Annotated in this window: 30 protein-coding genes, 1 tRNA gene and 3 pseudogenes; 17 read left to right on the top strand and 17 right to left on the bottom strand. The window is 68.0% G+C overall.

From position 1 onward, the window contains the following. Positions 1-133 (bottom strand): annotated as a pseudogene (locus tag OXS27_RS25015) (Holliday junction branch migration DNA helicase RuvB); the annotation flags it as partial. Between the two features lie 209 nt (positions 134-342). On the opposite strand from OXS27_RS25015, the gene OXS27_RS25010 reads away from it, so the two are divergent. Further along, complete coding sequence (locus tag OXS27_RS25010) at positions 343-576, top strand: hypothetical protein (protein WP_267359546.1); 234 nt, start codon at positions 343-345, stop codon at positions 574-576. Positions 577-699: 123 nt separating this feature from the next. Next, the gene (locus tag OXS27_RS25005) at positions 700-1,065 is read left to right on the top strand and encodes a hypothetical protein (protein WP_267359544.1); all 366 of its coding nucleotides are present in this window, start codon (positions 700-702) and stop codon (positions 1,063-1,065) included. On the opposite strand, the gene OXS27_RS25000 is transcribed toward OXS27_RS25005, so the two are convergent. Next, positions 1,037-1,393 carry a hypothetical protein gene (locus OXS27_RS25000; protein ID WP_267359542.1) on the bottom strand — a complete coding sequence of 119 codons (357 nt, stop codon included), beginning with the start codon at positions 1,391-1,393 and terminating at the stop codon, positions 1,037-1,039. The genes OXS27_RS25005 and OXS27_RS25000 overlap by 29 nt on opposite strands. Positions 1,394-1,466: 73 nt before the next feature. On the opposite strand from OXS27_RS25000, the gene OXS27_RS24995 reads away from it, so the two are divergent. Further along, complete coding sequence (locus tag OXS27_RS24995; RefSeq protein WP_267359539.1) at positions 1,467-2,360, top strand: diguanylate cyclase; 894 nt, start codon at positions 1,467-1,469, stop codon at positions 2,358-2,360. Positions 2,361-2,575: 215 nt separating this feature from the next. Next, positions 2,576-3,262 carry a response regulator transcription factor gene (locus OXS27_RS24990; protein ID WP_267359537.1) on the top strand — a complete coding sequence of 229 codons (687 nt, stop codon included), beginning with the start codon at positions 2,576-2,578 and terminating at the stop codon, positions 3,260-3,262. 35 nt (positions 3,263-3,297) lie between these two features. Here the strand turns inward: OXS27_RS24990 and OXS27_RS24985 are convergent, their stop codons facing one another. Further along, positions 3,298-4,578 carry a DNA topoisomerase IB gene (locus OXS27_RS24985; RefSeq protein ID WP_267359535.1) on the bottom strand — a complete coding sequence of 427 codons (1,281 nt, stop codon included), beginning with the start codon at positions 4,576-4,578 and terminating at the stop codon, positions 3,298-3,300. 123 nt (positions 4,579-4,701) lie between these two features. Between OXS27_RS24985 and OXS27_RS24980 the strand changes: the two genes are divergently transcribed. From OXS27_RS24980 to OXS27_RS24965, 4 genes are all read left to right on the top strand, one after another. Then, the gene (locus OXS27_RS24980; protein WP_267359533.1) at positions 4,702-5,862 is read left to right on the top strand and encodes a glycosyltransferase family 4 protein; all 1,161 of its coding nucleotides are present in this window, start codon (positions 4,702-4,704) and stop codon (positions 5,860-5,862) included. 2 nt (positions 5,863-5,864) lie between these two features. After that, positions 5,865-6,524: a methyltransferase gene (locus OXS27_RS24975; protein WP_267359531.1), complete on the top strand. Its 660-nt coding sequence runs from the start codon at positions 5,865-5,867 to the stop codon at positions 6,522-6,524. A 175-nt stretch (positions 6,525-6,699) separates the two neighbouring features. Then, positions 6,700-7,290, top strand: a complete 591-nt coding sequence (locus OXS27_RS24970) for an NAD(P)H-dependent oxidoreductase (RefSeq protein WP_267359529.1) — start codon at positions 6,700-6,702, stop codon at positions 7,288-7,290. Between the two features lie 156 nt (positions 7,291-7,446). Continuing rightward, positions 7,447-8,064: a cytochrome b gene (locus tag OXS27_RS24965; protein ID WP_267359527.1), complete on the top strand. Its 618-nt coding sequence runs from the start codon at positions 7,447-7,449 to the stop codon at positions 8,062-8,064. Positions 8,065-8,067: 3 nt separating this feature from the next. Here the strand turns inward: OXS27_RS24965 and OXS27_RS24960 are convergent, their stop codons facing one another. Together OXS27_RS24960 and OXS27_RS24955 are read right to left on the bottom strand one after the other, a co-directional pair. After that, positions 8,068-8,943: an AprI/Inh family metalloprotease inhibitor gene (locus OXS27_RS24960; RefSeq protein WP_267359525.1), complete on the bottom strand. Its 876-nt coding sequence runs from the start codon at positions 8,941-8,943 to the stop codon at positions 8,068-8,070. Further along, positions 8,925-9,890, bottom strand: coding sequence for a 2-hydroxyacid dehydrogenase (locus tag OXS27_RS24955; RefSeq protein ID WP_243917865.1), 966 nt, complete (start codon positions 9,888-9,890; stop codon positions 8,925-8,927). Before OXS27_RS24955 ends, OXS27_RS24960 begins: the two co-directional genes overlap by 19 nt. Positions 9,891-10,130: 240 nt before the next feature. Between OXS27_RS24955 and leuC the strand changes: the two genes are divergently transcribed. Further along, the gene (leuC, locus tag OXS27_RS24950; RefSeq protein WP_243917863.1) at positions 10,131-11,543 is read left to right on the top strand and encodes a 3-isopropylmalate dehydratase large subunit; all 1,413 of its coding nucleotides are present in this window, start codon (positions 10,131-10,133) and stop codon (positions 11,541-11,543) included. A 67-nt stretch (positions 11,544-11,610) separates the two neighbouring features. Then, positions 11,611-11,695, top strand: a tRNA-Leu gene (locus OXS27_RS24945). Between the two features lie 200 nt (positions 11,696-11,895). On the opposite strand, the pseudogene OXS27_RS24940 reads toward OXS27_RS24945, so the two are convergent. The 9 genes and pseudogenes from OXS27_RS24940 to OXS27_RS24900 all read right to left on the bottom strand — a co-directional run. Continuing rightward, positions 11,896-12,735: pseudogene (locus OXS27_RS24940) on the bottom strand (tyrosine-type recombinase/integrase); the annotation flags it as partial. 140 nt (positions 12,736-12,875) lie between these two features. Further along, positions 12,876-13,147 (bottom strand): annotated as a pseudogene (locus OXS27_RS24935) (hypothetical protein). 4 nt (positions 13,148-13,151) lie between these two features. After that, positions 13,152-13,433, bottom strand: coding sequence for a hypothetical protein (locus OXS27_RS24930; RefSeq protein ID WP_267359521.1), 282 nt, complete (start codon positions 13,431-13,433; stop codon positions 13,152-13,154). Between the two features lie 142 nt (positions 13,434-13,575). Beyond that, positions 13,576-14,868 carry an AAA family ATPase gene (locus OXS27_RS24925; RefSeq protein WP_267359519.1) on the bottom strand — a complete coding sequence of 431 codons (1,293 nt, stop codon included), beginning with the start codon at positions 14,866-14,868 and terminating at the stop codon, positions 13,576-13,578. After that, entirely contained in the window at positions 14,868-15,791 is a 924-nt protein-coding gene (locus tag OXS27_RS24920; protein WP_267359517.1) for a toprim domain-containing protein, read from the bottom strand. Before OXS27_RS24920 ends, OXS27_RS24925 begins: the two co-directional genes overlap by 1 nt. Next, a complete protein-coding gene (locus OXS27_RS24915) occupies positions 15,785-16,054 on the bottom strand; it encodes a hypothetical protein (protein WP_267359515.1) in 270 nt (89 codons plus the stop codon). Before OXS27_RS24915 ends, OXS27_RS24920 begins: the two co-directional genes overlap by 7 nt. After that, a complete protein-coding gene (locus tag OXS27_RS24910; RefSeq protein ID WP_267359513.1) occupies positions 16,051-16,644 on the bottom strand; it encodes a hypothetical protein in 594 nt (197 codons plus the stop codon). The genes OXS27_RS24915 and OXS27_RS24910 overlap by 4 nt, the downstream gene beginning before the upstream one ends. Continuing rightward, positions 16,626-16,919, bottom strand: a complete 294-nt coding sequence (locus OXS27_RS24905; protein ID WP_267359511.1) for a hypothetical protein — start codon at positions 16,917-16,919, stop codon at positions 16,626-16,628. Before OXS27_RS24905 ends, OXS27_RS24910 begins: the two co-directional genes overlap by 19 nt. Before the next feature lie 15 nt (positions 16,920-16,934). Next, positions 16,935-17,165, bottom strand: coding sequence for an excisionase family DNA-binding protein (locus tag OXS27_RS24900; protein ID WP_267359509.1), 231 nt, complete (start codon positions 17,163-17,165; stop codon positions 16,935-16,937). A gap of 124 nt (positions 17,166-17,289) precedes the next feature. Here OXS27_RS24900 and OXS27_RS24895 point away from each other — a divergent pair, with 124 nt between their 5' ends. From OXS27_RS24895 to OXS27_RS24875, 5 genes are all read left to right on the top strand, one after another. Further along, the gene (locus OXS27_RS24895; RefSeq protein WP_267359507.1) at positions 17,290-17,916 is read left to right on the top strand and encodes a hypothetical protein; all 627 of its coding nucleotides are present in this window, start codon (positions 17,290-17,292) and stop codon (positions 17,914-17,916) included. Positions 17,917-18,338: 422 nt separating this feature from the next. Continuing rightward, on the top strand, positions 18,339-18,563 hold the full coding sequence (locus OXS27_RS24890) for a hypothetical protein (RefSeq protein ID WP_267359505.1): 225 nt from the start codon (positions 18,339-18,341) through the stop codon (positions 18,561-18,563). Continuing rightward, positions 18,563-18,823 carry a hypothetical protein gene (locus OXS27_RS24885; RefSeq protein ID WP_267359503.1) on the top strand — a complete coding sequence of 87 codons (261 nt, stop codon included), beginning with the start codon at positions 18,563-18,565 and terminating at the stop codon, positions 18,821-18,823. The genes OXS27_RS24890 and OXS27_RS24885 overlap by 1 nt, the downstream gene beginning before the upstream one ends. 189 nt (positions 18,824-19,012) lie before the next feature. Beyond that, positions 19,013-19,171, top strand: a complete 159-nt coding sequence (locus OXS27_RS24880; protein ID WP_267359501.1) for a hypothetical protein — start codon at positions 19,013-19,015, stop codon at positions 19,169-19,171. Positions 19,172-19,192: 21 nt separating this feature from the next. Next, positions 19,193-19,525 (top strand): HU family DNA-binding protein, encoded by a 333-nt coding sequence (locus tag OXS27_RS24875; RefSeq protein WP_267359499.1) that lies wholly within the window; start codon positions 19,193-19,195, stop codon positions 19,523-19,525. A 3-nt stretch (positions 19,526-19,528) separates the two neighbouring features. Here the strand turns inward: OXS27_RS24875 and OXS27_RS24870 are convergent, their stop codons facing one another. Beyond that, positions 19,529-19,942, bottom strand: a complete 414-nt coding sequence (locus OXS27_RS24870) for a hypothetical protein (RefSeq protein ID WP_267359498.1) — start codon at positions 19,940-19,942, stop codon at positions 19,529-19,531. A gap of 117 nt (positions 19,943-20,059) precedes the next feature. Beyond that, complete coding sequence (locus tag OXS27_RS24865; RefSeq protein ID WP_267359497.1) at positions 20,060-20,344, bottom strand: hypothetical protein; 285 nt, start codon at positions 20,342-20,344, stop codon at positions 20,060-20,062. A 36-nt stretch (positions 20,345-20,380) separates the two neighbouring features. Between OXS27_RS24865 and OXS27_RS24860 the strand changes: the two genes are divergently transcribed. Both OXS27_RS24860 and OXS27_RS24855 read left to right on the top strand, forming a co-directional pair. Further along, positions 20,381-20,866 carry a hypothetical protein gene (locus OXS27_RS24860; RefSeq protein WP_267359495.1) on the top strand — a complete coding sequence of 162 codons (486 nt, stop codon included), beginning with the start codon at positions 20,381-20,383 and terminating at the stop codon, positions 20,864-20,866. 22 nt (positions 20,867-20,888) lie between these two features. After that, the gene (locus OXS27_RS24855; protein WP_267359493.1) at positions 20,889-21,419 is read left to right on the top strand and encodes a hypothetical protein; all 531 of its coding nucleotides are present in this window, start codon (positions 20,889-20,891) and stop codon (positions 21,417-21,419) included. Positions 21,420-21,773: 354 nt separating this feature from the next. On the opposite strand, the gene OXS27_RS24850 is transcribed toward OXS27_RS24855, so the two are convergent. Further along, positions 21,774-23,054, bottom strand: coding sequence for an FAD-binding oxidoreductase (locus tag OXS27_RS24850; RefSeq protein ID WP_267359491.1), 1,281 nt, complete (start codon positions 23,052-23,054; stop codon positions 21,774-21,776). Between the last annotated feature and the right edge of the window lie 14 nt (positions 23,055-23,068).

The raw sequence follows: 23,068 nt of genomic DNA, 5'->3' as shown, positions 1-23,068 counted from the left end.
TCTGCATGTTGGCCCGGGCCGCGCGCTGGCCGATGAACTCGGCCAGGCTCAGCGGACGGATCGTCTGATCGACGTCCTCGGTCCGCTTCTCCGGCGTCAGAAGCGCGTTGGTCGGCGGTTTCGGCTTGCTCATAAACCCTGGCTTCCGGACCCTCGCAGCGTGGACCAAGCGCGGCAATCCCCGAGCCGGGGCATCTGCAGGGCGCCGTCGCGTCTGGGCCCGATCTCCTTAACGGCGATTGCAGGGAAATCTAAGCGCCCCCGCTTGCGATGAAACCGAAACGGTCGGCCGCGCATTTCTGCATCAATCCCGCAGTACGGCCGCAGGGCACTCTCTCCATCATGACATTTCGCACGACCGCACTCGGCGCAGCCGCAGCCGCGCTTCTCCTTGCCACCGCGACGGCCCAGGCCGCGACGGATCCGGTCGAGACCAAGGTCGCCGATGCCAGCCCGCAGGCGCACGCCATTGCGGGCGTGGACCGCGACGACGAAGCCAGCTGCAGCCGGGCCCGTCGCCGTCTGTGGATCGAGGGTGAGGGCTGGGTCGTCCGTCGCATCACCACCTGCCGCTGAGCCTACCCAAGTCGTCCGGCGTTAAGCAGTCTTCGCGGCTGGAGCCGCGGAACGGTGTGGGGTGGACCCGGTTGCCCCTGCATCCTGCGCGACCCGCGCCTTTCGACGGAGTGGACCCGGCCCATGGCGATCCGGACGATCCTGCCGCTCATGGCCTTCATCCTGGCCACGCCCGCTGCGGCCCAGGGCTTCGGAGGTCCAACGCCCTACGCAGATGGGTACGGCTTCGCCGGGGAGTTCGTGCAGGGCGACTATATCGGGGCGCCCCTGACCCGCGTGCCGCGGCCCTCAGAGATCGTCCCGTCACCCTGGAGCTACGGCACCTACGGTGTTCCCACGGTCTCCGGAATCGCAGCTGCCCCGACGGCTCGGCCGATGCTGACGGTGATCCAGGCGGCCGGCGCGAAGGGTCGCCAGCGCCTCGGGGCGGTGGCCGAGGAGCGGACGGCCGGAGCCCAGATCATCGCGGTCCGGGTTCCCCGTCGCTGAGCGCGGCGTACCAGTCCGCGTAGGGCGTGGTACGCACCAGATGCCGGTTGAGATCGAGCGCCCCGTCGCGCCACCAGACCGGTCCCCGCTCGCCCAGTCCCACCTTGGCGGCATCGACCGCCGCGCGGGCCGCTTTCAGGGCCTCGGCGGCGCCGGACGCGCCCTCGCGCTCGGACTGCTTGGCCGCCTTCACGGAACGGCGAGCCGCCATCAGATCGGCCACCAGATCCGATCGACGCTCCGGCGAAAGATCGGGGTTCGCGCAGCGCCAAAGTCGTCCGCGAACAATGATATAGCGCTGATCCGGGGTAGTTATTGCTACGCTCATATTATTATCTGGCCCGTTTGTGGTGGGTTAAGTCTTCTGCGCCAGACTGCGGATATCGTGTCCAGGTCACGCCATGCAGATCGTTATCGTCGATTCGAGCCGGGTCGTTCTTCAGATCATCACGTCGTTGATCGAGCCCCGGGGCCACACCGTGCACGCCTTCACGGATTCAGCCCAGGCGCTCGCGTTTCTGAAAGGCACGCCGGCCGTGCGTGTCCTCATCACCAGCCTTGAGGTCCGGCCGCTCTGCGGGCTCGAATTGTGCTGGTCCGCGCGGTTGCTCGCAGAGGAGCGGGGGCCTCTGCACGTCATCACGATGTCGTCGATCCGCAACGTCCGCAGCCTCGCCGAGGCGCTGGACAGCGGTGCCGACGACTTCATCGAGAAGCCGCCGAGCGCCGAGGAGCTGAACGCGCGGCTGCGCGCGGCCGAGCGCTTGACCACCATGCAGGAAGAGCTGATCCGCCTCGCCGAGACGGACCCGCTGACCGGCGCCCTGAATCGCCGCGCGTTCTTCAACCGGGCCCGCATCGCCGCAGCTCAGAATGGCCGGCCGGGCGGCGTCTCGGCGATCCTGGCCGACATCGATCACTTCAAGCGCATCAACGACCGGTACGGGCACGATGTCGGCGATCTCGCGATCACGGCCGTGGCCGATCTGATCGCCGGCGGCGGTATCGGTGGTCGGCTCGGCGGAGAGGAATTCGCCCTGATCCTGCCGGGATGCTGCATCGCGGATGCGACGGCGTGGGCCGAGCGCCTGCGTGCGAGTGTGCAGGACCTTCGGATTCGCGCGGGCAACGCGACCGCCACGCTGAGTTGCAGCTTCGGCGTCAGCAGCTGGATCGACGGGGACAGCGTCGAAGCCTTGATGAAGCGTGCGGATATTGCCCTCTACGCAGCCAAAAGCGGCGGGCGGAACCGTGTCGTGGCGTCTTCGGACCACGCGATGCCAGTCGTCGCGTAATGAGCCAGCGACGCTGCCCCAAATCGGAACGCTGCAATTAAGCATACCGCAGCTCGATCCCAGAACGGGACGCGGCCTGATTAAAATCACCTGATTTGGCGGCATATATGCCGATATAAAGCTTAATATTTCTGAATTCGTGGTGGAACAGTTCTTGGAACTTAGCCTCCGATCCCGGACGTCTGTATCGAGCCGGGAGAGTGGAGTGCGAGGCAATGAGTACCGCCGTTGGCGTCCTGATCCTGGATGAGCCGCAGGACCTGAGCGCGACTGTCCGCGCTACCCTGGAACACATGCCGGAATTCCATACGATCGGCGAGGCCGATCTGGAGTTCACCAATACCGAGCACGCGGTCGCCCTGGTCTTCCTCGACGAGATCCGGCTCGCCGACGGGATCGCACACATCGTCGATCTCAAGGAGCGGCAGCCGCGCCTGCGCACCCTGGTGGTGTTCGGTGCACTGACGGCCGACGATCTCCGCGCCCTGCTGACCGCAGGCGCCGACGCCTTCGTGGCGCGCTCGAAGTCCCCGCGCGAACTCGCGGCGGCGCTCCTCGCCCTCGCAGAGGGCTCGGACTGTCTGGTTCCGCCGGAGCAGCCCCTGGCGCTGTCCAACGAGCCGGCCGACAGCCTTGGGCTGACGCCGCGCGAGGCGGAGGTGCTGCGCTTCCTCAGCTCGGGTTTCAGCAACAAGGAAGTGGCCCGGCGCCTCGCGCTCAGCGTCCGCACGGTCGAGACGCACCGGCTCAACCTGCGGCGCAAGACCCAGACCGGACGCCTGAAGGACCTCGTTTCCCTGGCACGCCAGCTCGGGCTGGCCCCGGTCGTGGACACGGCCGATCAGGTCCGACGTAACGCCGACCGGCGGTCGCCCAGCAACACCATCCAGTCCCGGCACTGATCGGAAACCGTGAGACCGCGCAGGGTGTCGCCGACTCAGGCGGCACCGACCCGCGCCTCGGCACCGACGCGTGCGTCGGCTCCGGCCGGCGACGGGAGTTCCGCCTTGGCGGCCGCAGCCTTGATGGCTGAAGCCTTGGTGGCTGAAACCTTGGAGGCCGTAGCCCTGGGCCGCGCCTTCCGTCCCTGAGAACCCCGCTTGGCGGCCGGCCTGACCGGCTTGCCGCCCCCCGCCTTGCCCTCGCTCGCGGAGAGCCGGGCCTGGAGCAGCGCGAGGACGGCAGCTTCCTCCGATCGGAGGCTGGAGAGATCCTCACTCAGCTCGGACTCGACGACATCCTTCACGTGCTCGAGCAGGCCCCCTTCCATGTAGCAGTCGAGGACTTGCGGATGGATGTAGCACTTGCGGCAGATGGTCGGCGTGTTGCCCAGGCGCCCCGCCACGCTCTCGATCGCGGCCCGGACATTACGCTTGGCGGCCGCGTCGCTGTCGAAGCTCTCGAAGGCGCGGAGCGCAAGGGCGGCCAGCACCGTGCCGGCCCAGGTGCGGAAATCCTTGGCGGTGAAATCCTCGCCCGTGATCTCGCGCAGATACGCGTTCACGTCCGAAGAGGTGACGTCGCGCTGCGTGCCGTCCGCGTCGATGTACTGGAACAGCTCCTGCCCGGGCAGGTCCTGGCAGGCCTTCACGATCCGGGCGACGCGGCGGTCCTTCAAGGACACGTCCCAGGTCTTGCCGCTCTTGCCCTTGAAGCGGAACGACAGGGCGGATCCTTCGATGCGGACATGCGGGTCGCGCAGGGTGGTGAGCCCGTAGCTCTTGTTGGTGCGCGCGTAATCGTCGTTGCCGACACGGATCAGGGTTGTCTCCAGCAGGTGGACGACCGTGCCGAGCACCTTCTCGCGCGGAAGCCCGGACCGCTTCATGTCGGCATCGACCCGCTGGCGGATACGCGGCAGGGCATCCGCGAAGGCCATGATCCGTGCGAACTTGTTGGCTTCGCGCGCCTGCCGGAAATCCGGATGGTAGCGGTACTGCTTGCGCCCCTTGGCGTCCCGGCCGGTCGCCTGGATGTGGCCGTTGCGGCGGGGGCAGATCCAGACGTCCGTGTAGGCCGGGGGGATGGCAAGCGACTTGATGCGGGTCAGCACCGCCTTGTCGCGCACCGGGGCGCCCCGCGCGTCGAGATAGCGGAAGCCGGTGCCGCTGCGCTTGCGGGTCAGACCCGGCCGGCCGTCATCGACGTAGGCCAGCCCGGCCTCCTCCGCCGCTTCGCGCAGGGTCCCGCCACCTTCGACCGTTTCGACCGCCGCCATCACCCGTTCCTCCCGCATACGCCGCCGGCTAGAAGGCCTCGGTCAACCGGCGGTGCGCGAGCCCTGTTCCTGGCCTGCGCATCCGCCGCAGGCCGATCCGCCGCGGCGTGCTAGAGGGCTGCGATGACGCCTGCCGCCCCCGAAAACCTGCCCGCACCGATGCGCCGCATCGCCTTCGTGGTGACGGAGGACTGGTTCTTCGCCTCGCACTTCCTGCCGATGGCGCGGGCCGCCATCGCCATGGGCCTGTCGGTCACCGTGGTCACACGGGTGCGCGCCCACCGCACCGCCATCGAGGCGACCGGCGCCAGGGTCGTGCCCCTGGAGGCGGAGCGTTCGAGCCTCAATCCCATGGCCGCCGGCTACGCGGCCGGGCAGCTCGCCGGGATCCTGAAGGCGCTCCAGGTCGACATCGTCCACTGCATCGCGCTGCGCGGGATCCTGGTCGGCGGCACCGCCGCCGCGATGGCCGGCATCCCGGCGCGGGTCTACGCGCTGACCGGCCTCGGACTCATGGGCGCCCGCAGCGACCGGCTGGGCTACGCGGCGCGGCTCGCCCTCCGGGGCTTGATCCGCGGCCCGCTCGCCTCTTCGCGCACCCGCTTCCTGTTCGAGAACCCGGACGACGCCCGGGCGCTGGGCCTCGACCCGCTGGATCAGGCGGTCACCGTCATCGGCGGCGCCGGAGTCGACCCCGCCGCCTACCGGCCACACCCTTTGCCGCCGATGCCGCCCCTGCGCGTCGCCCTGGTCGCGCGCATGCTGTGGTCGAAGGGTGTCGACGTCGCGGTGGAAGCCGTCCGCCTCGCCCACGCCCAGGGCGCCCCCATCGAGCTCGATCTCTACGGCGCGCCGGATCCGTCGAACCGGCGCGCGATCGCCGAGGCGACGCTGCGGGACTGGAGCCGCGACGGCGTCGCATGGCACGGGCCCACCGCCGATGTGCCCGCCGCATGGGCGTCCCACCACGTCGCCTGCCTGCCGTCCCGGGGCGGGGAGGGCCTGCCGCGCACGCTGCTGGAGGCCGCCGCCTGCGGCCGGGCGTTGGTCGCCTCGGATGTCCCGGGCTGCCGCAGCCTCGTGCGCGACGGCGTCGAGGGACTGCTGGTCCCGCCGGACGACGCGCCGGCACTGGCACGGGCCTTGGTTCGGCTGAGCCGCGACCCCACCCTCGTGGCGAGTCTCGGCGATGCGGCGCGGGCGCGGATCGAGGCGGGCGGCTTCACCGAGGCTGCGGTGACCGAGGCCGTCTGCGCCCTGTGGCGCGACCTGCTGGAAGGTTGAGGATGCGCCCGCCCGACGATCCCGCCGGCTTCATCCGGGCCAACACCCGCCTGCTGCCGGTGCCCCACGCCCCCGAGATCCGGCTCCATGTCGCGGACGAGGCGACCGCCCTGTGGGAGAAGACCGAGGAAGAGTTGGAGGCGATTGGCCTGCCGCCGCCCTTCTGGGCCTTCGCTTGGGCGGGCGGTCAGGCGCTGGCCCGCTACATCCTCGACAATCCGGACCGCGTAACCGGCGCCCGGATCATCGACTTCGCGTCGGGCTCCGGCCTCGTGGCGATCGCCGCGGCGCAGGCCGGCGCCCGGCACGTCACCGCCAGCGACCTCGACCCGTTCGCCATGGCGGCGATCCGCCTGAATGCCGCCGCCAACGACGTGGCGGGCCGGATCGAGCCGGTCTCCGACAACCTCCTGGGGACGGAACCCGAGGTCGATCTCGTTCTGGCAGCCGACGTCTTCTACGAGCGTGACCTCGCCGCGGCGGTGACGGCGTGGCTCTGTGGCTTGCAGGCGCGCGGGATTCAGGTCCTGATCGGCGATCCGGGCCGCACCTACCTACCGCGCGACCGCCTCGAGTGTCTCGCGACCTACGCGGTTCCCGTCTCGCGATCCCTGGAAGACACCGAGATCAAGCGCAGCCACGTCTGGCGGTTGCGTCCATGAGGATTGCCATCGGCAAACGTCCCGATCGATTCACCCAATCGCGGCGCGCCGACGCGCCGAGGGTTCTTCCGGGACCGAAATGCGCTACCCTCGCCTTGGCCCACGCGGCGTGTCGGGCAGGCGCCAGATCGTTCGACGTCCCGAACCCGGGCGTCCCGCCGCGGAAGGTTATCCGATGAATATGCAGTCGAGCGCCATGCCGCATTCCGCCCGCGTCGTCGCCTTCTCGGGAAGCGCCAAGCGCCCGTCCCGGACCCGCATCCTGGTCGAGGCGCTCGGGGCCGAACTCGGCCGCCTGCGCCGGATCGACCTGACGGTCTACGACCTGATCGATGCCGGCCCGGGCCTCGGCGCGACGCAGCGCGACGGATTGTCGGCCTCGGCCGCGCAACTGATCGAAGCGATCGAGGGTGCAGATGCGCTGATCGTCGGAACGCCCGTCTATCAGGGCGGTTACGCCGGGTTGTTCAAGCACGTGTTCGACTTCGTGGATCCGGCCCGGATGGCGGGAATGCCGGTGGCGATCACCGCCACGGGGGGCGGCCTGCGCCATGCCCTGGTGGTCGAGCACAGCCTGCGGCCCCTGTTCGGCTTCTTCGCCGCGCACGTGGCGCCGACCTCGGTCTATGCCGGCTCCGACGATATCGTCGACGGCCAGATCCTGGACCGGACGGTCGCGGCCCGGATCGGATCGGCGGCGGCGGAACTCGCGGCACTGATCGACGTGGCGCGGCCGGTGGATGTGGCCGTTCTGAACGCGCGCTGAGGTTATTCGTATAGGGGCGATGCGCCAGACATCCGACTCGCACCCTCGTCCAATCGACGCCTCGAAACCACACGCGAAAGCGATGCGATCACGCACTCCCCGGGGTCGCAGCCGGCCCTAGGTGCTGAGACGAGCCACGCTCATGCGCGAGGGATCATGTCAGGTTCTCCGATCTCGGTTGGTAAGGCCGCGCCGACCGCGCTGCCCGCGACTTACGTCACGGCCACCGGGATGCCGCGCTACAACCCGGTCGCGCAGGCCCTGCACTGGCTGACGGCCGGCCTGTTCCTGGCCGTCCTGCCGCTGGCCTGGGTGGCGATCAGCCTGCCGCCCGCGCCCGCCAAGGGCACCATGTTCGTCCTGCACAAGTCGGTTGGCCTGACGATCCTGGCGATCGTGGTCCTGCGGATCGTCTGGCGCATGGTCCGGCCCGCCCCGCCGGATCCCCAGGCGCCGCGGCTCCTGACGCTGATCGGGCGGGTCAACCACTTTCTGCTCTACGCGATCTTCCTGATCATGCCGATCAGCGGGTACCTGCTGAGCGCCTTCTCGGGCCGCGACACGCCGTACTTTTGGCTGTTCACGATTCCGGGCCTGACCAAGGACGAGGGACCCCAACGAATCGCCGAATCGATCCACCTCGTCGGGCAGTGGTTCGTCTACGCCCTGGTGCTCCTGCACATCGCCGGCACCGCGTGGCACCTGATCATCCGTCGCGACGGCCTTCTGGAGCGGATGCTGCCGGTTCAGGACGGCCGGAATTCGTCGCTGTAGCGTCTACTCCACGCGGCGCAGCACGAAGGTCGTGCCGACCTCCGGATCGCGCCGCCAGCGGCCATCACCGCTCGGCACGAGGTCGATGCTGTGGCCGCGCTTGGCCGTGAGGGTCATCCGGCCGTTGGCGTAGCGCCAGCGGACCGGATCGAACACTTCCAGGCCGCCATCGTGGCAACCGGGAACGACGTGGACGCCGCCGCCCGCCGCATCGAGCGTGAGCCGGCAGGTATCGCGCTCCTGAAACCGGTCGAGGGTGTAGAGCCCCGGCGCCGGGCCGGGCGCCACGGCCGTGGCGGTCGCCGAGGGCTGCAGCTCGGCCGGAAGGGGCGCTGCCGCCTGAAGCGGGGAGGGGGCGGGGGACGTCGCGGCGGTCGGCTCTGCCTCCGCGGCTGCCGCGGCGGCCGGACGCATGCCCACGGTGTCGAGCGGCACGAGGCTGTAGTGCTCGCCGTTCTCCAGCTTGGCGACGAGGCTGCGCTTGTCGGAGCGCCGGACGAATTCGAGGATCGGGCGGACGTTCTTGTCGACCAAGCTCACGCCGTCATTGACGAACAGCCATCCGGCGATCCCGTTCATGATCGGCAGGGCCCGCCGGCAACCCGCGGGGAAGCGCAGGCGCCGGCCAGCGTCGCCGCTGTCGAGGGCCAGCGTCATCACGCAGCGCCGGTTGGTCCCATCACGCGACAGATCCCAGGTGCCCGGAGCCTCGCCGAGCCTCTCAGGGAGAGTCGGCAGGGCGGGCGGCGCGGCAGGCGTCTCCAAAGGTGCCGCCTCGGGCGGCGCATCCGGGGCATCCTGCGCCGCAGCGGGCCACGGCGACAGGGTGAGGGCGGCGAGCAGGGCAGCCGAAGCCGGCTTCACGATTTCGGTCTCCACGGCGTCTCGGCGACGGGCGTCAGTGGTCCCCGCCCCTCGAACCACGAGACGACGTTGTCGACGACGAGCTGGGCCATCGCCGCGCGGGTGTGCTCGGAGGCCGAGCCGACATGTGGCAGGAGCACCGTGTTGTCGAGGGCGGCGAGATCCTCCGGCACGTGCGGCTCGTTCTCGAACACGTCGAGGCCGGCCCCCAGGATCGTGCCGGCCTTGAGGGCGGCGGTGAGCGCCGCCTCGTCGACCAGGGTGCCCCGCGCCACGTTGATCAGGATGCCCTCCGGCCCCAGCGCCTCCAGCACGGCGGCATCGATCAGGCCGCGGGTCTCGGGGCCGCCGGGGGCGACCACGATCAGGATGTGGACCGCCTTGGCCATCCCGATCAGGCTGTCGTGATAGGTGTAGGGCACGTCCGCCTGCCGGCGCCGGCCGTGATAGTCGATCGCGACGCCGAAACTCTCCAGCCGCCGGGCGATCGCCCGCCCGATCCGTCCGAGCCCGAGGATGCCGACGCGCCGCCCGCGCAGCGAGGCGGTGAGCGGGAAGGGGGCCTTGGGCCAGTGGCCGGCGCGCAGGTAGCGGTCGGCCTGCGGAAGCCGCCGCAGGGTGGCGAGGGTGAGCCCGATCGCGAGGTCGGCCACCTCGTCGGTGAGCACGTCGGGCGTGTTGGTGACGACCACGCCACGCTGCTGCGCCGCCACGGCATCGACCGCGTCGTACCCGACACCGAAATTGGCGATGAGTTCGAGCTTCGGCAGCCGGTCCATCAAGGCGGCATCGGCCCCGCCGCCGACGACCAAGGCTCGGATCCTCGATCCGACCTCGGCGAGCAGGGCGTCGGGATCCGCGGCACCGGCGAGCCGATGGACGATGTGCCGCCCTTCGAAGGCCGCCTCCACCAGCGGGTGCATCTTCCGCAGGAACAGGATCTCGGCCGGCGCATCAGGCATCGCACACTCCCACCTTCGACCGTTCGGCGGCACGGCCGGCTCCCCCATCCCGGCATAGGGCCTCGACGGGGTGCAAAGCCAGCGGGATCCGGCGCGGCCCGTGACATCCGCCCGCCGGCGCCGGGCGGCCATATGACAGGGGCGGGGCTCGCCTCTTTCGCAAACCCACCGCGATGCCTACTAAGGAAGCCGCACCATCGCGAGAATTCTGCACCGCCCCAACGTCGAAGACGAAGACCGATGACCAGCCCGCGCACCCTCTACGATAAGATCTGGGACGACCACGTCGTCGATGTTCAGCCGGACGGCTCCAGCCTCCTCTACATCGACCGGCACCTCGTTCACGAAGTCACGAGCCCGCAGGCGTTCGAGGGCCTTCGCACGGCCGGCCGCAAGGTCCGCCACCCGGAGAAGACGCTGGCGGTGGTCGATCACAACGTCCAGACGTCCGACCGCAGCCAGGGCATCGAGGATCCCGAGAGCCGGACTCAGCTCGAGGCTCTGGCCGAGAACGTGCGCGACTTCGGCATCGAGTTCTACGACGCCCTCGACCGGCGCCAGGGCATCGTCCACATCATCGGGCCGGAGCAGGGCTTCACGCTGCCGGGCCAGACCATCGTGTGCGGCGATTCCCACACCTCGACGCACGGCGCCTTCGGGTCGCTGGCGCACGGCATCGGCACCTCGGAGGTCGAGCACGTGCTGGCCACCCAGACGCTGGTGCAGCGCAAGGCCAGGAACATGCGCGTCACCGTCGACAATACCCTGCCGCCGGGCGTGACCGCCAAGGACATCATCCTGGCGATCATCGGCGAGATCGGCACCGCGGGCGGCACCGGCCACGTGATCGAATATGCCGGCGAGGCGATCCGCGCCCTCTCGATGGAGGGGCGGATGACGATCTGCAACATGTCGATCGAGGGCGGTGCCCGCGCCGGCCTTGTGGCGCCCGACGCCACGACCTTTGCGTACGTGAAGGACCGACCGAAGGCCCCGAAGGGCGCGGCGTTCGAAGCGGCGTGCCGCCACTGGGAGAGCCTCGTCACGGACGAAGGCGCTTTCTTCGACCGCGAGGTGCGCCTCGACGCCGCCAACCTGCCGCCGATCGTCAGCTGGGGCACCAGCCCCGAGGACGTGATCTCGGTCCAGGGCCGCGTGCCGGACCCGTCCGAGATCGCCGACGAGAACAAGCGTCAATCCAAGGAGAAGGCGCTGGCCTATATGGGCCTGACGCCGGGTACCCGGATCACCGACATCACCCTCGACCGGATCTTCATCGGCTCCTGCACCAATGGCCGAATCGAGGATCTGCGCGAGGTCGCGCGGGTGGTCGGCGACCGGAAGGTACACGACGGCGTCTCGGCCATGATCGTGCCGGGTTCGGGCCTCGTGAAGGCGCAGGCCGAGGCCGAGGGTCTCGACAAGATCCTGAAGGCGGCGGGCTTCGACTGGCGCGAGCCGGGCTGCTCCATGTGCCTCGGCATGAACCCGGACAAACTGCGGCCGGGCGAGCGCTGCGCCTCGACCTCGAACCGCAATTTCGAGGGCCGCCAGGGTCCGCGCGGGCGCACGCATCTGGTCTCGCCCGCAATGGCGGCGGCGGCGGCGGTGGCCGGACGCTTCGTCGACATCCGGGAATGGCCACGGGGCTGAAATCGCGATTGACGGCGACGGCTCGGTTGCCTAAACGGAGCCGTCGCCGGCCGATAGCCGGCGGTATGCCCAGGTGGCGGAATTGGTAGACGCGCTGGTTTCAGGTACCAGTCTCGCGAGAGGTGAAGGTTCGAGTCCTTTCCTGGGCACCAATCGCTGAAATCGACGCTGATTTCATTGCGGTTTTTCCGCTCGAAGTCCCACCGGCTCTCTGAGCCTCGAAAAGTGGGACACTACCTGAGCCGAGGCGATCCAGATCGATCAGATGCATGGCGCCCCCAGCGAGCCGTTTCTGCTCGGCCCGGCGGGTGTAGTGCTCGGCCATCTTGGACGTTCTCCAGCCGAACATCGCCATCAGCTGCCGCTCAGTCGCGCCGTTCTCGGCCGCGAGGGTCGCGCCGGCCTTCCGAAGGCCATGGGCCGAACAGTGGGACAGGGCGGCCTCCCGGCACCGATCCTTGAACCAGTTACCGAATCCGTTCGACGTGAAAGGCTGGCCGCGCTCGGTGATGAGGAACGTCAGGGTCTGATTCGGGCATGCCTCGATCGCGGCACGCAGGACCGGCAGCACCGGGACTTCCAGCGTCATCGGCTTGGAATTCCGACCCTTGTGTTGCGTGTAGCGGAGCCAGGCCCCCTGCAGGTGCTGGCGGCCGAACAGCACCGCGTCCGATCGGCGACCGCCGGCGAACAGCAACAGGCAAAGGGCGAGGTAGGCGCGGCTGCCCGGCGGATGACGGACGATGAAGCCCTGCACCTCCTCGACGCTCCAGGTATGGAAGCCCTCCGAAGCCCTGGTGAAGTAGGTGACTTCCCGAGCGGGGTTGTGCTGTGCCAGGGCCACCTCGGGATGGATTGCCCATTTGAACACCGCCCGGATCGCCTTGATCGTGTTGTTGGCTCCGTCCGGCACAGCGACCTTGCGGTCGCGCAAGATCCGAATCGCGGCCGGAGTCAGGCGCGCTAGGGGGAAGTCGGCGAACACGGTATTGGCCCCGGGCTTCGTCGGTTCCTCATACGTGGCCTCAAGGAGCGCGCGGCGCCGGCGCTGGGTCACGGGGTCGAGGCCCTTGAACTTGGTCGAGGCGATGTACTGCTGGCAAAGCCATTTCCAGCTGTCGGCCTGCGTGGCGTGCCGATCGCGGGGCTTCTCCTCGGGCGTGCCGTCGAGCGCGGCCCGGTACGCTTCCATGAACGGTTGGGTCCACGGCACCCCCTGGATCCGGACCTTGGGCCAGCCCTTGCGGCGCAGGTAGACCCGCACGTTCCCGTGCCGGTCCACGTCCTCGACGCAGTAGCGAGGGAGCCGCCCCGGCATGTCGACCTCGATCCTCATACGGCGAGATCCCCCCAGGCGTCCGGTGACTTCGGAGCGGTCTCGTCGTCGCCATCATCGGGCAACGCGAAGAACGCGGCGTCAAGCCGGATCCGATCCCAGACAATGCGGGCGTTGATCCGCTTCGGCGGCGGCATGCGACCATCCTGACCATGACGTCGAACAACGAGGCCGAGACACCGAGGTAGGCGGCTGATTCGGTGCGCGACAGTCCGCGGGGCGGCAGCGAGCCCGGCAGCACGTCGGCGGGGTGGCGCTCGCGAGGCATGGCGCTATCGGCCTCCCGCGGCGAGCTTGAAATCGGACCGGGCGAGCGCGGCGTAGGCGGCCCAGATCTTGCGGCGATCGTTGGCGGCTACAGCGTTCGACGTGCAGCTCGCAGGCTTCAGGGATGCCGGGTCGGTCTCGAATCGGGCGAGGAGGCGACAGAGTTCAACCGCGCGCGGACCAGCCAGCAGTCGAGCGGTCGACCGGAGACCGCGAAGGCAGGCGCGGCGCCCGGCCTCGTCCAGATTGCTCCGGAAGGGCCCCCAGCGATCGGTGGTGGGGATCATCGGGCATCCCCCTCCCGGACAAAACGGACAAAGCGGACAAAATCTGGAATGTCCGACCCGTCCGAGTGAACTGGACATTTTGGACGGACAGGACACGAACACTAGAGAGTGTCCTGTCTGTCCATCCGGGCCACGAACCGCATCACGGGACATTGGCGATGACCCAGTAGTGGTCGAATCCGCTCATCTCGCAGCACCCGATCAGCCCACTCTCGGTGGCCGTCAGCACCGCTCGATCGAAAGCCTTCCGCTTGGCGTCGGACCTCTTGGCCTCGGTGTCGGATGCGGCCGCAGGGTAGCGAGCGACAAATTCGGCGCGGACCATCGCGGCCTCCGCGGCAACCTGCTCGGCACCCTCGTTCCCGAAGGGCCGGATTCGCTTACCCTGGCTGGCGACGGTCGCCTCGAGCGCCTTGCGGAAGAGGTGCAGCTTCTTCGGCCAAGGGTTGCGAGCTGGCGGCGATGCGTTTCCGCGCTCGCGATCCTGCCAGTTCACGACGCACGTCGTGACCGGCTCGTGATTGTAGGACTCGCCGATCTGCACCACGTCGAGGGTGTAGGGCGTCTCCATCCCGACTCGGCCGCCGCGGAGCTTCCGGAGAGCCATGCGCGTGTTGCTGACGTTTCCGGCCTCGTCGCGGTTGGCGAGAAAGGCCAACACCGTGTCGGCGGCGCCCTCTTTGGCCGAGCTCCCCCGAGTGCCGGTCTCGCTCGACTTCCCGAAGTGATCGACGCCCATCACGAAGGCGCCAGTCCCTCGACTAAGCGCCTGCATCGCATCCATCACCTTCTGGGTCTCGGCGGCGCTGTTCTCATCGTCGAATCCGGCTCCGGCAGCGATCGTGTCGATGATGACGAGGACGAGCGGCAGGTCGAATTCCTGGCGCAGACGGTCTCGGACTTCGTTCCCGACGGTCAGCAGCGTCGCGAGGGCACTCCGCTCGACGAGTCGAGGGCATTCCTCAATCCAGGCGAAGGGCAGGCGGTCGAGCGACATCGGCTGGCCCGACAGCGCCTCCATCTGAGTGAGCTTGCCTTCGATCAGGCCGCGCAGGCGGATCGGGATCTCGAAGGCGCCCTCCGGCGCGATAAAGAGGACGCCGCCCTGACGCTCCGTGCGGCGGTTGGCGAACTTGGTCAGCGTCATCACCGAAGCCGACAGGTCGAGCGCACCGAAGGTCTTGCCCGCCCCCCATTGTCCGGAAATCAGGCCCTTGCCGCTCTCGGGCACCAGGTCGCGGACAAGCCACCCGCGATCAGCGTGAGGATCCCCATCGCCATGCCAACGGATCTCGGGGATCTTAGACGTTGATGACGCCGGTTGCCCCTCGATCGGAGCAAACCGCCCTTCGTCGGGTTCGGTCTCGCGCTGTGCGCGCCGGAACGGATGGACCGTCGCCGAGGCGTCGAGGTCGGGTTGCTTCGGCGCGTCCATCACCGGTTCGCCCCCCGGATCGCATCGTTCAGATCGCAGCCGTGACGAGGACGGCAGATCCGCACCTCGTGCCCGGCCTCACTCCAGCGGATTCCGACTTCCTCGACGGCGTTCTCGCTCGCGGCCCCGGTCTCAGCGCAGATCGTCAGGGATGCGATGCCTGAGAGGATGGGGAAGGCCGCGATTCCGCCGACGCTGCCCGTAGCCCACATCGGCACGAGGCCGAGCGCCATGCCGGCCAGCGCGGATTCAATGCCCTCAGCCAGGGCGAGACCCATCGTCACCTCAGCGTCGGGGGTGAGCTTGATCGCGGCTCCGCCGGCGCGACCGAGCATCTTTCGGCCGACCTTGTACGCAGCGCCGGGATCAAGGCGGGTTCGATGCAGGCCGACGACGTCATCGGTGCGGATGTCCCGATAGGCGCAGAGCATCATCGGGACACGCTGACCTTCCCACGGCCCGGCGGGGTGAAATCGGATCGCGTGTCCGCAGACGCCGCGCGGCAGCTCGAGGCCGCGGTGCTTGTTCAGGTACGTCTCGACGAGGCTTCCGCGCGGATCGACTTGCGCCTCGCGCCAGATCCGCACGACGCGCTCGGCCTTGATCCGAGCTTCGGTCTCGCGGGCGACGCGCTGCTGTTCCCGAACACGTTCCTGATGGGCAAGCTCGCGCGGATACAGCGGCTGCTGGCGCTCGCGCTCCTCCCACCGGGGGAGGCCGCACTGCGCGTCGATGAAGTCGCGCAGGTAGAGCGGGTCGTCGCCCGCGAACGACGTGACGCTGTAGCCGTTGCGCTTGTCGGCCGCGGGCAGGATCCGAGCCGACATGTCGCCAGCGCGGTGCCCCGGGGCGCGGAACGAGACGCCGCCACTGATGACGCGGCCGCCCGGCAGGCAAGAGGCCGCACGATGCAAGTTCAGCACGCGCTCCGGCCCTCCATTTCGAGGCGATCGGTGAGGACGGCGAGGCGGTCGCCCTGGCGGATCGTGAGGTTGCCGTGCAGGCGGGCGACGTTGTTGAGGAAGCCCCGTTCCCACTCGTTCAAGCGCCACGCCCGATCCTGGCAGAACCGCACGCGGGCGCGGTTCTCAGAATCCTGACGGGGTGTGTAGGCCCGCTTCCAGGCGTAGATGCCGAACGGGCCGATGCATGCCTTATGAGTCGGGTTGAGGACAGGGGCGCTCATGCGGCAGCCCGCCGGGACAAGACGAACGGGGAATACGCAGCCACCCCGGATGGCATCGGGACCTTGCCCGACATGTAGGCATAGTCGCCGATCTGCACGCCGAGTGCGGGGCCGCCCTCGATGCTGAGATCGATCAGTTCGGCGTCGGGGTCGAGCGGCACCCAAGTCGGATCCGCGATGCTACGCGTCTCGACGGACAACCATGCGCTTCGGGGAAGCGGATAGATCCGACCGCGCCAAGCCCGGGGCGTGCTTCGAAAACCGGCCGACTTTTCCAACGCTTCGATCATGGCCGGCGTCCAGGCAGGACAACCCGCGACCACCTGAGGCCAGACGGCGAAATCGTCGGCCCGGAGCGTGAACCGGACGGTGCGCGTGTCGCCCCGACGCAACGCCGTCAACGATTCGTTGCTGTAGCCGGCCGCCGTCTTGTCCGGGATCGGCATGGCCGTGGCCCAGAGCAGATCAGGAGCAGGCCGTGACTTGAGAACGTTCCGCCCAGGCTGCAGTTCAGCCGCCTGCAGGATCCACGGCAGACGCACCGTGTCGGTGTAGTGGTAGACAGCCGCGCTCATCGCGCGGTCCTCCATGACTCGGGCACACCATGGCAGTGCTCGGCCTTGAGAGCCGCGACAGCGCGGCTCAATCCGGAGCGGGCGGCGAGATGTCGGACTTGAAGCGCGTGGGCCGCTGAGGCATATCCATTGGCGTCGGCTGCGAAAACGACACCGTTGAAGAGCCCGTGAGCGCCCGCGCCTGCGGGCTTCTTCATGTCTGCTTCCTGCTTGAGTGCGCCGGCCGCATCGACGCGGAAATGAGCGGCCCGCGAATGGCGGAAATAGGCAGCCTGCGCGGGACTGCTCATGCCATCGGCCCGGCGCTAACCTTGAATACGACGCAGAGCCGCGGCGCGGGCCTCAGGGCTGTCGAGGCCGAGCTGCTTGAGAAGGTGCTCAGTCGGAATACGGTACTGCGCCCCGACCATGAACGACGGCAGGGATCCGTCCTTAACTGCTCGATAGGAGGCACTACGGCCGACGCCAAGAACGCGCCCCGCCAGGACCGGATCGACGGTCGGCTTCGTCAAAACTTCCAGCAGATCGCGGTCCATACGCGGGTCCCCATTTCTGTCGCCATATGACGACATAACCCTATGGAGTCGCGCCCCCGCGCTTGTCAAACGGTTTCTGCTGCCGTACCACGACAAAACATCAAGCGGCACTGACGGGCACGCAATGACCGACGACGAGCCGAAGCGGAACAAGGGCGGTCGTCCCGCTAAGTATCCGGGAGAGGGTCGGCGCCCTACGCTCTCGCTGCGCGTCCGCGGCAGCCTCTATGACCAGCTTAAGAAGGCCGCTGAGGCTTCGGAGCGCACGATCAGCGAGGAGATGGAGTATCGGCTTGCGATCTCGTTCGTGACCGACGACACCGCTAAGTCTGCTGCGGCCGCGGCGCGTCAGGCTATTGATGAAGCTCAGGATGCCTACGCGGTTCAGGCCATCCATTCGACCTTGGAGGAATTGCAGGAAGATCTCGGCCATCCGTGGTCTCTCGCTGTCGCATTCCACATGGGTCAAAGCTTCACTGAATATTACCGCTTAATGAAAATGAATACAGCAGATGAATTATGGTTTGATAATCCGAATAATATGAAGGGGGCGGCTTCGTACATGCATAATGCCGTGGACAATCTGTTCGCGAACTGGAGCCTGATTAACTACCGCGTGTCCCTTTGGGGCCTGCTTCAAAAATACATGGCGAATATACTCCGGAAGAAGGCGGACGGCACTTATGTCCGCCGTGAAGCCGAGGACCAGGCGCGCCGCAAGACTGAGGAGCAAGTTGAGCATGAGGCATGAGCCTCGTGCAGGGCCAGGTTATCACTCAGGATTACAAGCTAACCTCATAGATAATCAGCGAACACGTTGCCCAATCCCGATGTGTTCCAGATTAGCACAACACAATTGCGAAGACGATCTAAGGTCTGACCGTAGCAAAGGCAGAAGCCATGACCGGTCGCGTGAAGTTTCCGAGCTACCTATATGTTCGTTTGGACCGCCCCCTGCGGGCGGCCATCGTCGGCGCGACCGAAGCTCAGGGCCTAACCGTCTCCGACTTGGCGCGTCGCGAGCTAGGTGCTGGCCGATACCGGTGATCGGCCTCAGCCCAAGATGAACACTCAAAAGGGCACGGGGGCATAGCCATAAACCGCGCCGAGCGCCGTGCCCGCGGCCGTTGGCAAGAAGCAGCATCCGCCGCCGCCCCCCCCCTCGACGCGGCGATGGCGCAGACGGCTGTCTTAGGCGATGCCTATGCGCGCTTCGCGGCGATGATGAACGCCACGGCCGTCAAGATGATCGAGGCGGGCGGCGCCACCCCGGCACAGGCTGCGGCCCTGGACCGTTGGGCTGTCCCGGCCGCAGTCGCCTTCCGACACGCGACCGCAGACCTCGAACGCCTGACTTCGCAGCTTCTCGGCATTGCCAGTCTGGAGGGCGGTCGCTGATGTCCCGCACCTTCAGCAGCGCCGGCGCCTTGGCGACCTACTTGGAAGGCGTCGCGCACAGCCTGCCCCAGGCCCACCAGGCCGCGCTGGACGACGCCACCACGTTCCTGCTGGAGAAGGTGAAGGCGATCCTGGGCAACTATCAGTCCGACCCGGTGTGGCCGGCCCTCGCCAAGGCGACCGGCGACGATCGCACCCGAAAGAGGTTCACGCTCGACGATCCGCTGCGCCGGACGGGCGAGTTCGCCGAGACCTTTTAGCGGCACGTCGAAGACCCGACCCGCGCCGAGGTCGGCAGCGACGACGAGCGGGCGGCCTGGTTCGAACTGGACACGTCCCGGATGCCGCCCCGCCCGGTTCTCGGCGCGGCCAAAGCCCAGAACGACCCACACCTTATCGAGATCGTCGGCCGCCGGATTCAGCGGCACATCGGCGGGAGGGACTAGTCGATGTCCGACATCTACAAGACCGCCCTCGCCCTCACGATGGAGGGCAAGCTTCAGAGCCAGCTTATGGAGGCTGTCTCGGCCCTTCGACTGTTCGATAAGCAGATCGCCGAGACGCAGGGCCGGCTCAACAAGTTGCATCTGGGCGGTGGCAGCGTGTGATGCCGCCGTCACCCTGCGCTCATGATCCGGTCCGAGCTCGTCATCCGCATCGCGGAGCAGAACCCACACCTTTACGCACGCGATGTCGAGGCGGTGGTTGATGCCATCCTCGATCGCGTTGCCGATGCCCTGGCGTCCGGCCACCGGGTCGAGCTACGCGATTTCGGGACTTTCTGCGTCCGCGACCGCGAGCCCCGCGCCAGCCGGAGCCCGCGCACCGGCGACAGGATCGTGGTCTCGGCAAGGGTTCATGTTCATTTCACATCGGACAAGGGGATGGAGGCGCGGCTCAATCGCCGGCCGCCCGATCCCGGTCCCGGACAGGAGGTGCAGCGCCTGCTGCGGGTCTCCTAACCGCTACCTCCTGCGCCGCCCCCGCATGCCTTTCCGCGCGATCCGCTGGCGCTCGCGCACCTCTGCTGGCACATCCGGGAAAGCCGTGGCCTCGGCCCGCATCTCGCTGAAGGTCAACCGGCGAGACGGCTTACCAGCACGGTGATCGGTCTGAGGGTCGCCCGAGGGGTCGACGGCTCGGATGATGCGGGTCTCGGGCTCGAACGGCTGCCGGGCCTCGGCGGTGGCGTAGCCGGGCCGCCGCAACAGGTGACGTTGGCGGCGGCGCTCGGCGCGCTCGGACGCGGCGATGTCGGCCTGGGCTCGTCGGTCCCGCTTCTCCTGCGCGGACAGTCCCTCGGCGGCGAGACGCTGGTCGAACTGGCGGCGTAGTAGGTGCTCGCGGGCGCTCCGGCCCTTGTCGGGTGTCTTCGGCAATTCATGGTCTCCGGCAATCGGGCCGGCGCCCCTCGAAATGCTTGTGGGCGCGGCGTCCGACCGTAATGCCAGCCCGCCGCGCACCGCGTCCATATTTTCATGTCGCGGTCCCGGCGCTCAAGGCATCTCAGACTGAAGTTCGCGAACCTTGGCGGCTGACCGGGCGCGCTCGTCAGCGACGCGCTGCTGCAACCGCTGCTGGCGGGTGCGCCGCTTGTCCGCCTGCGCTGGCGTCAGCGGCTTTATCGGTTTCACGATACCGTCCTCAAAGATTTCTTGCAGGGTCACGAGATTATTTAGGCTCTGGCCGGGGTGCAACAGGCTGCCGCGGCGCAAATTAAAATGGACACCAGCTGACCCGGCCCGGTATCCAAGACCACGCGCCGTTGCGGTGCGGATCACCTTCGATTTTAAATCCATACATTTTAGGGATCGATTATGACTGTCCTTAACTCAAGTCCTTACTTCCCAGAACAGGAAGTGCGCAACGACCTACCGCGCGCGACTTATTTTATGCTGGAGGCTTTCACTGAATTTGGCCACCACGACCTATTGGCACCGATTGAAGATGCCGAAGACGAAGGCAGCTTCGCGATTCACGTCGGCCTGCCCGATCGCCCCGCCCACCGCTACGCGCTCCGGCTCGACAGTTTCGATGCTGGCGTGGCCGTCCTGGTCGCCCTGAGAGCGTCTCATCCGGGCGCCGGCATGTGGCTTTCGACGGAGGAACTACTGGTGGAGATCAAGGGCGCCGACCTCTGGCATGGCGTCGTCGAGGCCCGGGCGAACTGCGATCCAATCGACATGGGTTGCGATTGGAACAAGCTTGCGGCCGCCCTCACCGCGAAGGCCGCCACCGGCACACCGATAACCGTGGACCCCTCCGCGCACCCGGTGATCGCCGGCGTCGCGGCGCGTCTCTGACCCCTGTGGAAGGAGGCACGCCATGACGATGACCCTCGACAGCGCCACCGTGGCCAAGATGCGGCAGAGCGCTCCCGAGATGCTCGCGATGGTCGACGCGACCCGCGCGCGCGGCAACCCAATGGTTCACGCTATTCATCTCCCTAACACTGGCGAGGTGTTCATCAGCGATGGACTAGGCCAGCCCTACCAGAAGGCACCCGGGCCGATCCGGGAGCTATTGACAGGCATCTCATGCCCCAACCCGAGCAAGCTGAACCCGCTGGCGTCGCGACGGGCTTTGAGAGATCCGGCCCGCAAGGCACGTCATGACGCGAAGGTCCTGGCGATGCTCATCGAGATTGTGGAGTACTATTCGCCCCGACTAGCGCAGCACCCGCGAGCGGACCGGGTCTTTGACATCATCGCTGCGAGCGTCGAGCGAAACCGGCCCATCCTGGAAGCCCAGCCTGACAATTGTTGCCGGTGGGACGTGATCGCCGAGAATGCCATCGACCTGCTGGAAAGCCTTCAGGCCGCCGAGCCCGGAGGCCAATCAGCCCCGCACGCGTGACAAGGGAACTCGCAGGATGACCCTGACCTGCGCGACGTGCGGGGGCTCGGGGCAGCCGATCAGGTCCCCGATCGCCTCGTAGGCTGCGAGCCAGCGATGGGCGAACCACAATAGCTCGTCGCTGGCTGCTTGCGACCCAAGCCGGTCGCCCGGATCGTCATCGGCGTTGCTCGATAGCGGACGTTCGTCGGCTGTCCGGCAAGTTCGGCTTGGGGTGGTGAGCCGTCATTGGGTTGCTGCCCGAAAGCCGACATTCCGCTCAGCGCCCATTCCCGCCGTTCGAACGGTTACGCCGGTTGCCGAGAAGCGGACAGCGCGAGGGGCTGACGCGGCAGCTCTTGCACCGGGATGCTCTCATCCCCGAGCGGCTGACCGATCCCGGAAGCGCAGCCAGCCGAACACAGCCGGCATGAACCACGCCTTGCCAGCGATCAGCGGGACCCACCGCGGCGGGCGGAAGTCGAGGGCCGAGCCTCCAGCCTGATCGCTCAAAACCTGATGCGCCGCCTTCCGCCCGGCCCATCGCGCCCACACCACGCCCGATCCGCAGTAGCCCGCGGCGTAGCGCCGGCCGTCTCGCGCGAAGATGCGAGGGATCATGTCGCGGTTCATAGCGACGTTGCCGTACCAGCTGTGCTCGATCGCGACGCCGTCAAGCTGGGGGAAGATGTCGCCGAGCGCGCGCCGCAGGCTCGCGGTCGGCCACTCGGCATCGCCGGCGATCGTCCCGTCGCGGCCGCCGAAGAGGATGCGTGTCCCGTCGGGCGAGGGCCGGTAGTAGTAATGGAGCTTGCGCGTCTCTGAATACATCATAAGGCTCGGCATCAATTCGCCCATGAGGTTGGCCGAGAGCGGCACGGTCGCGATAATGCGGCTGCGCACGGGCACGAGCCGGCTGCGCAGCCATCGGTCGAACCGGTCCGTGTAGCCGTTGGTGCCGACGATCACGTGGCTGGCGCGGACCGCACCCCGCGCGGTCAGGACCTCATAGCGCCCGGCCTCGCCGCGGATACCGAGAACGGCGGTCTCGCCGTGCACGAGGGCGCCCGCGTCTTGGACGAGGCGGAGCATCGCGGCGTGCAGTTTGGCCGGATGCAAGCCCCCGATGTCCATGCGGATGTTGCCGCCATGGTAGAACGTCGTACCGATGTAGCTGCGCTGCTCGCTCCGCGCGACCGGGTGGGCCTCGATGCCGAACGCGCCGCGCAGGTGATCGGCCTCCCGCGCCAGGCGGTCGTAGTCGGCGGCCCGGGAGGCGCCGGCGAAGCGGCCGACAAGCTTGAAGTCGCAGTCGATGCCTTCCTCGGCGATGAACCGATAAAGGTCCTCGCGCGCCGCCTTGGACTCGGCCACGAGGGCGGCCGCCCGCTCGGCGCCGAACCGCTTCGTCAACGCGGCGAGGGACGGGCGCAGATTTCCGCTCGTGATGCCGCCATTGCGAGAGGAAGCGCCCTCGCCGGGTCTCTGGCGGTCGAAGACCTGAACGCTGCGGCCGGCCCGAGCCAGCGTTAGCGCCGCGGACAGCCCAGTATAGCCCGCACCGACGATGACCACGTCGGAGCTGTCGCGCACGGGCATAGGGTCCGACGCGGCCAGAGGTGCCGCCTGCCACCAGTACGGCTCGCTCTTGATCATGGGCGCTCCCTTCG

This window comes from Methylobacterium sp. GC_Met_3, assembly GCF_026540775.1.
Classification (GTDB): domain Bacteria; phylum Pseudomonadota; class Alphaproteobacteria; order Rhizobiales; family Beijerinckiaceae; genus Methylobacterium.
This window is presented reverse-complemented; position numbering and strand designations above follow the sequence as displayed.

Bases quoted from the DNA above. Each gene is read 5' to 3' on its own strand.
- OXS27_RS25010 (WP_267359546.1), top strand. From the start codon at position 343: ATGACATTTCGCACGACCGCACTCGGCGCAGCCGCAGCCGCGCTTCTC.
- OXS27_RS25005 (WP_267359544.1), top strand. From the start codon at position 700: ATGGCGATCCGGACGATCCTGCCGCTCATGGCCTTCATCCTGGCCACG.
- OXS27_RS25000 (WP_267359542.1), bottom strand. From the start codon at position 1,393: ATGAGCGTAGCAATAACTACCCCGGATCAGCGCTATATCATTGTTCGC.
- OXS27_RS24995 (WP_267359539.1), top strand. From the start codon at position 1,467: ATGCAGATCGTTATCGTCGATTCGAGCCGGGTCGTTCTTCAGATCATC.
- OXS27_RS24990 (WP_267359537.1), top strand. From the start codon at position 2,576: ATGAGTACCGCCGTTGGCGTCCTGATCCTGGATGAGCCGCAGGACCTG.
- OXS27_RS24985 (WP_267359535.1), bottom strand. From the start codon at position 4,578: ATGGCGGCGGTCGAAACGGTCGAAGGTGGCGGGACCCTGCGCGAAGCG.
- OXS27_RS24980 (WP_267359533.1), top strand. From the start codon at position 4,702: ATGACGCCTGCCGCCCCCGAAAACCTGCCCGCACCGATGCGCCGCATC.
- OXS27_RS24975 (WP_267359531.1), top strand. From the start codon at position 5,865: ATGCGCCCGCCCGACGATCCCGCCGGCTTCATCCGGGCCAACACCCGC.
- OXS27_RS24970 (WP_267359529.1), top strand. From the start codon at position 6,700: ATGAATATGCAGTCGAGCGCCATGCCGCATTCCGCCCGCGTCGTCGCC.
- OXS27_RS24965 (WP_267359527.1), top strand. From the start codon at position 7,447: ATGTCAGGTTCTCCGATCTCGGTTGGTAAGGCCGCGCCGACCGCGCTG.
- OXS27_RS24955 (WP_243917865.1), bottom strand. From the start codon at position 9,890: ATGCCTGATGCGCCGGCCGAGATCCTGTTCCTGCGGAAGATGCACCCG.
- leuC (WP_243917863.1), top strand. From the start codon at position 10,131: ATGACCAGCCCGCGCACCCTCTACGATAAGATCTGGGACGACCACGTC.
- OXS27_RS24930 (WP_267359521.1), bottom strand. From the start codon at position 13,433: ATGATCCCCACCACCGATCGCTGGGGGCCCTTCCGGAGCAATCTGGAC.
- OXS27_RS24925 (WP_267359519.1), bottom strand. From the start codon at position 14,868: ATGGACGCGCCGAAGCAACCCGACCTCGACGCCTCGGCGACGGTCCAT.
- OXS27_RS24915 (WP_267359515.1), bottom strand. From the start codon at position 16,054: ATGAGCGCCCCTGTCCTCAACCCGACTCATAAGGCATGCATCGGCCCG.
- OXS27_RS24910 (WP_267359513.1), bottom strand. From the start codon at position 16,644: ATGGAGGACCGCGCGATGAGCGCGGCTGTCTACCACTACACCGACACG.
- OXS27_RS24905 (WP_267359511.1), bottom strand. From the start codon at position 16,919: ATGAGCAGTCCCGCGCAGGCTGCCTATTTCCGCCATTCGCGGGCCGCT.
- OXS27_RS24900 (WP_267359509.1), bottom strand. From the start codon at position 17,165: ATGGACCGCGATCTGCTGGAAGTTTTGACGAAGCCGACCGTCGATCCG.
- OXS27_RS24895 (WP_267359507.1), top strand. From the start codon at position 17,290: ATGACCGACGACGAGCCGAAGCGGAACAAGGGCGGTCGTCCCGCTAAG.
- OXS27_RS24890 (WP_267359505.1), top strand. From the start codon at position 18,339: ATGGCGCAGACGGCTGTCTTAGGCGATGCCTATGCGCGCTTCGCGGCG.
- OXS27_RS24885 (WP_267359503.1), top strand. From the start codon at position 18,563: ATGTCCCGCACCTTCAGCAGCGCCGGCGCCTTGGCGACCTACTTGGAA.
- OXS27_RS24880 (WP_267359501.1), top strand. From the start codon at position 19,013: ATGTCCGACATCTACAAGACCGCCCTCGCCCTCACGATGGAGGGCAAG.
- OXS27_RS24875 (WP_267359499.1), top strand. From the start codon at position 19,193: ATGATCCGGTCCGAGCTCGTCATCCGCATCGCGGAGCAGAACCCACAC.
- OXS27_RS24860 (WP_267359495.1), top strand. From the start codon at position 20,381: ATGACTGTCCTTAACTCAAGTCCTTACTTCCCAGAACAGGAAGTGCGC.
- OXS27_RS24855 (WP_267359493.1), top strand. From the start codon at position 20,889: ATGACGATGACCCTCGACAGCGCCACCGTGGCCAAGATGCGGCAGAGC.
- OXS27_RS24850 (WP_267359491.1), bottom strand. From the start codon at position 23,054: ATGATCAAGAGCGAGCCGTACTGGTGGCAGGCGGCACCTCTGGCCGCG.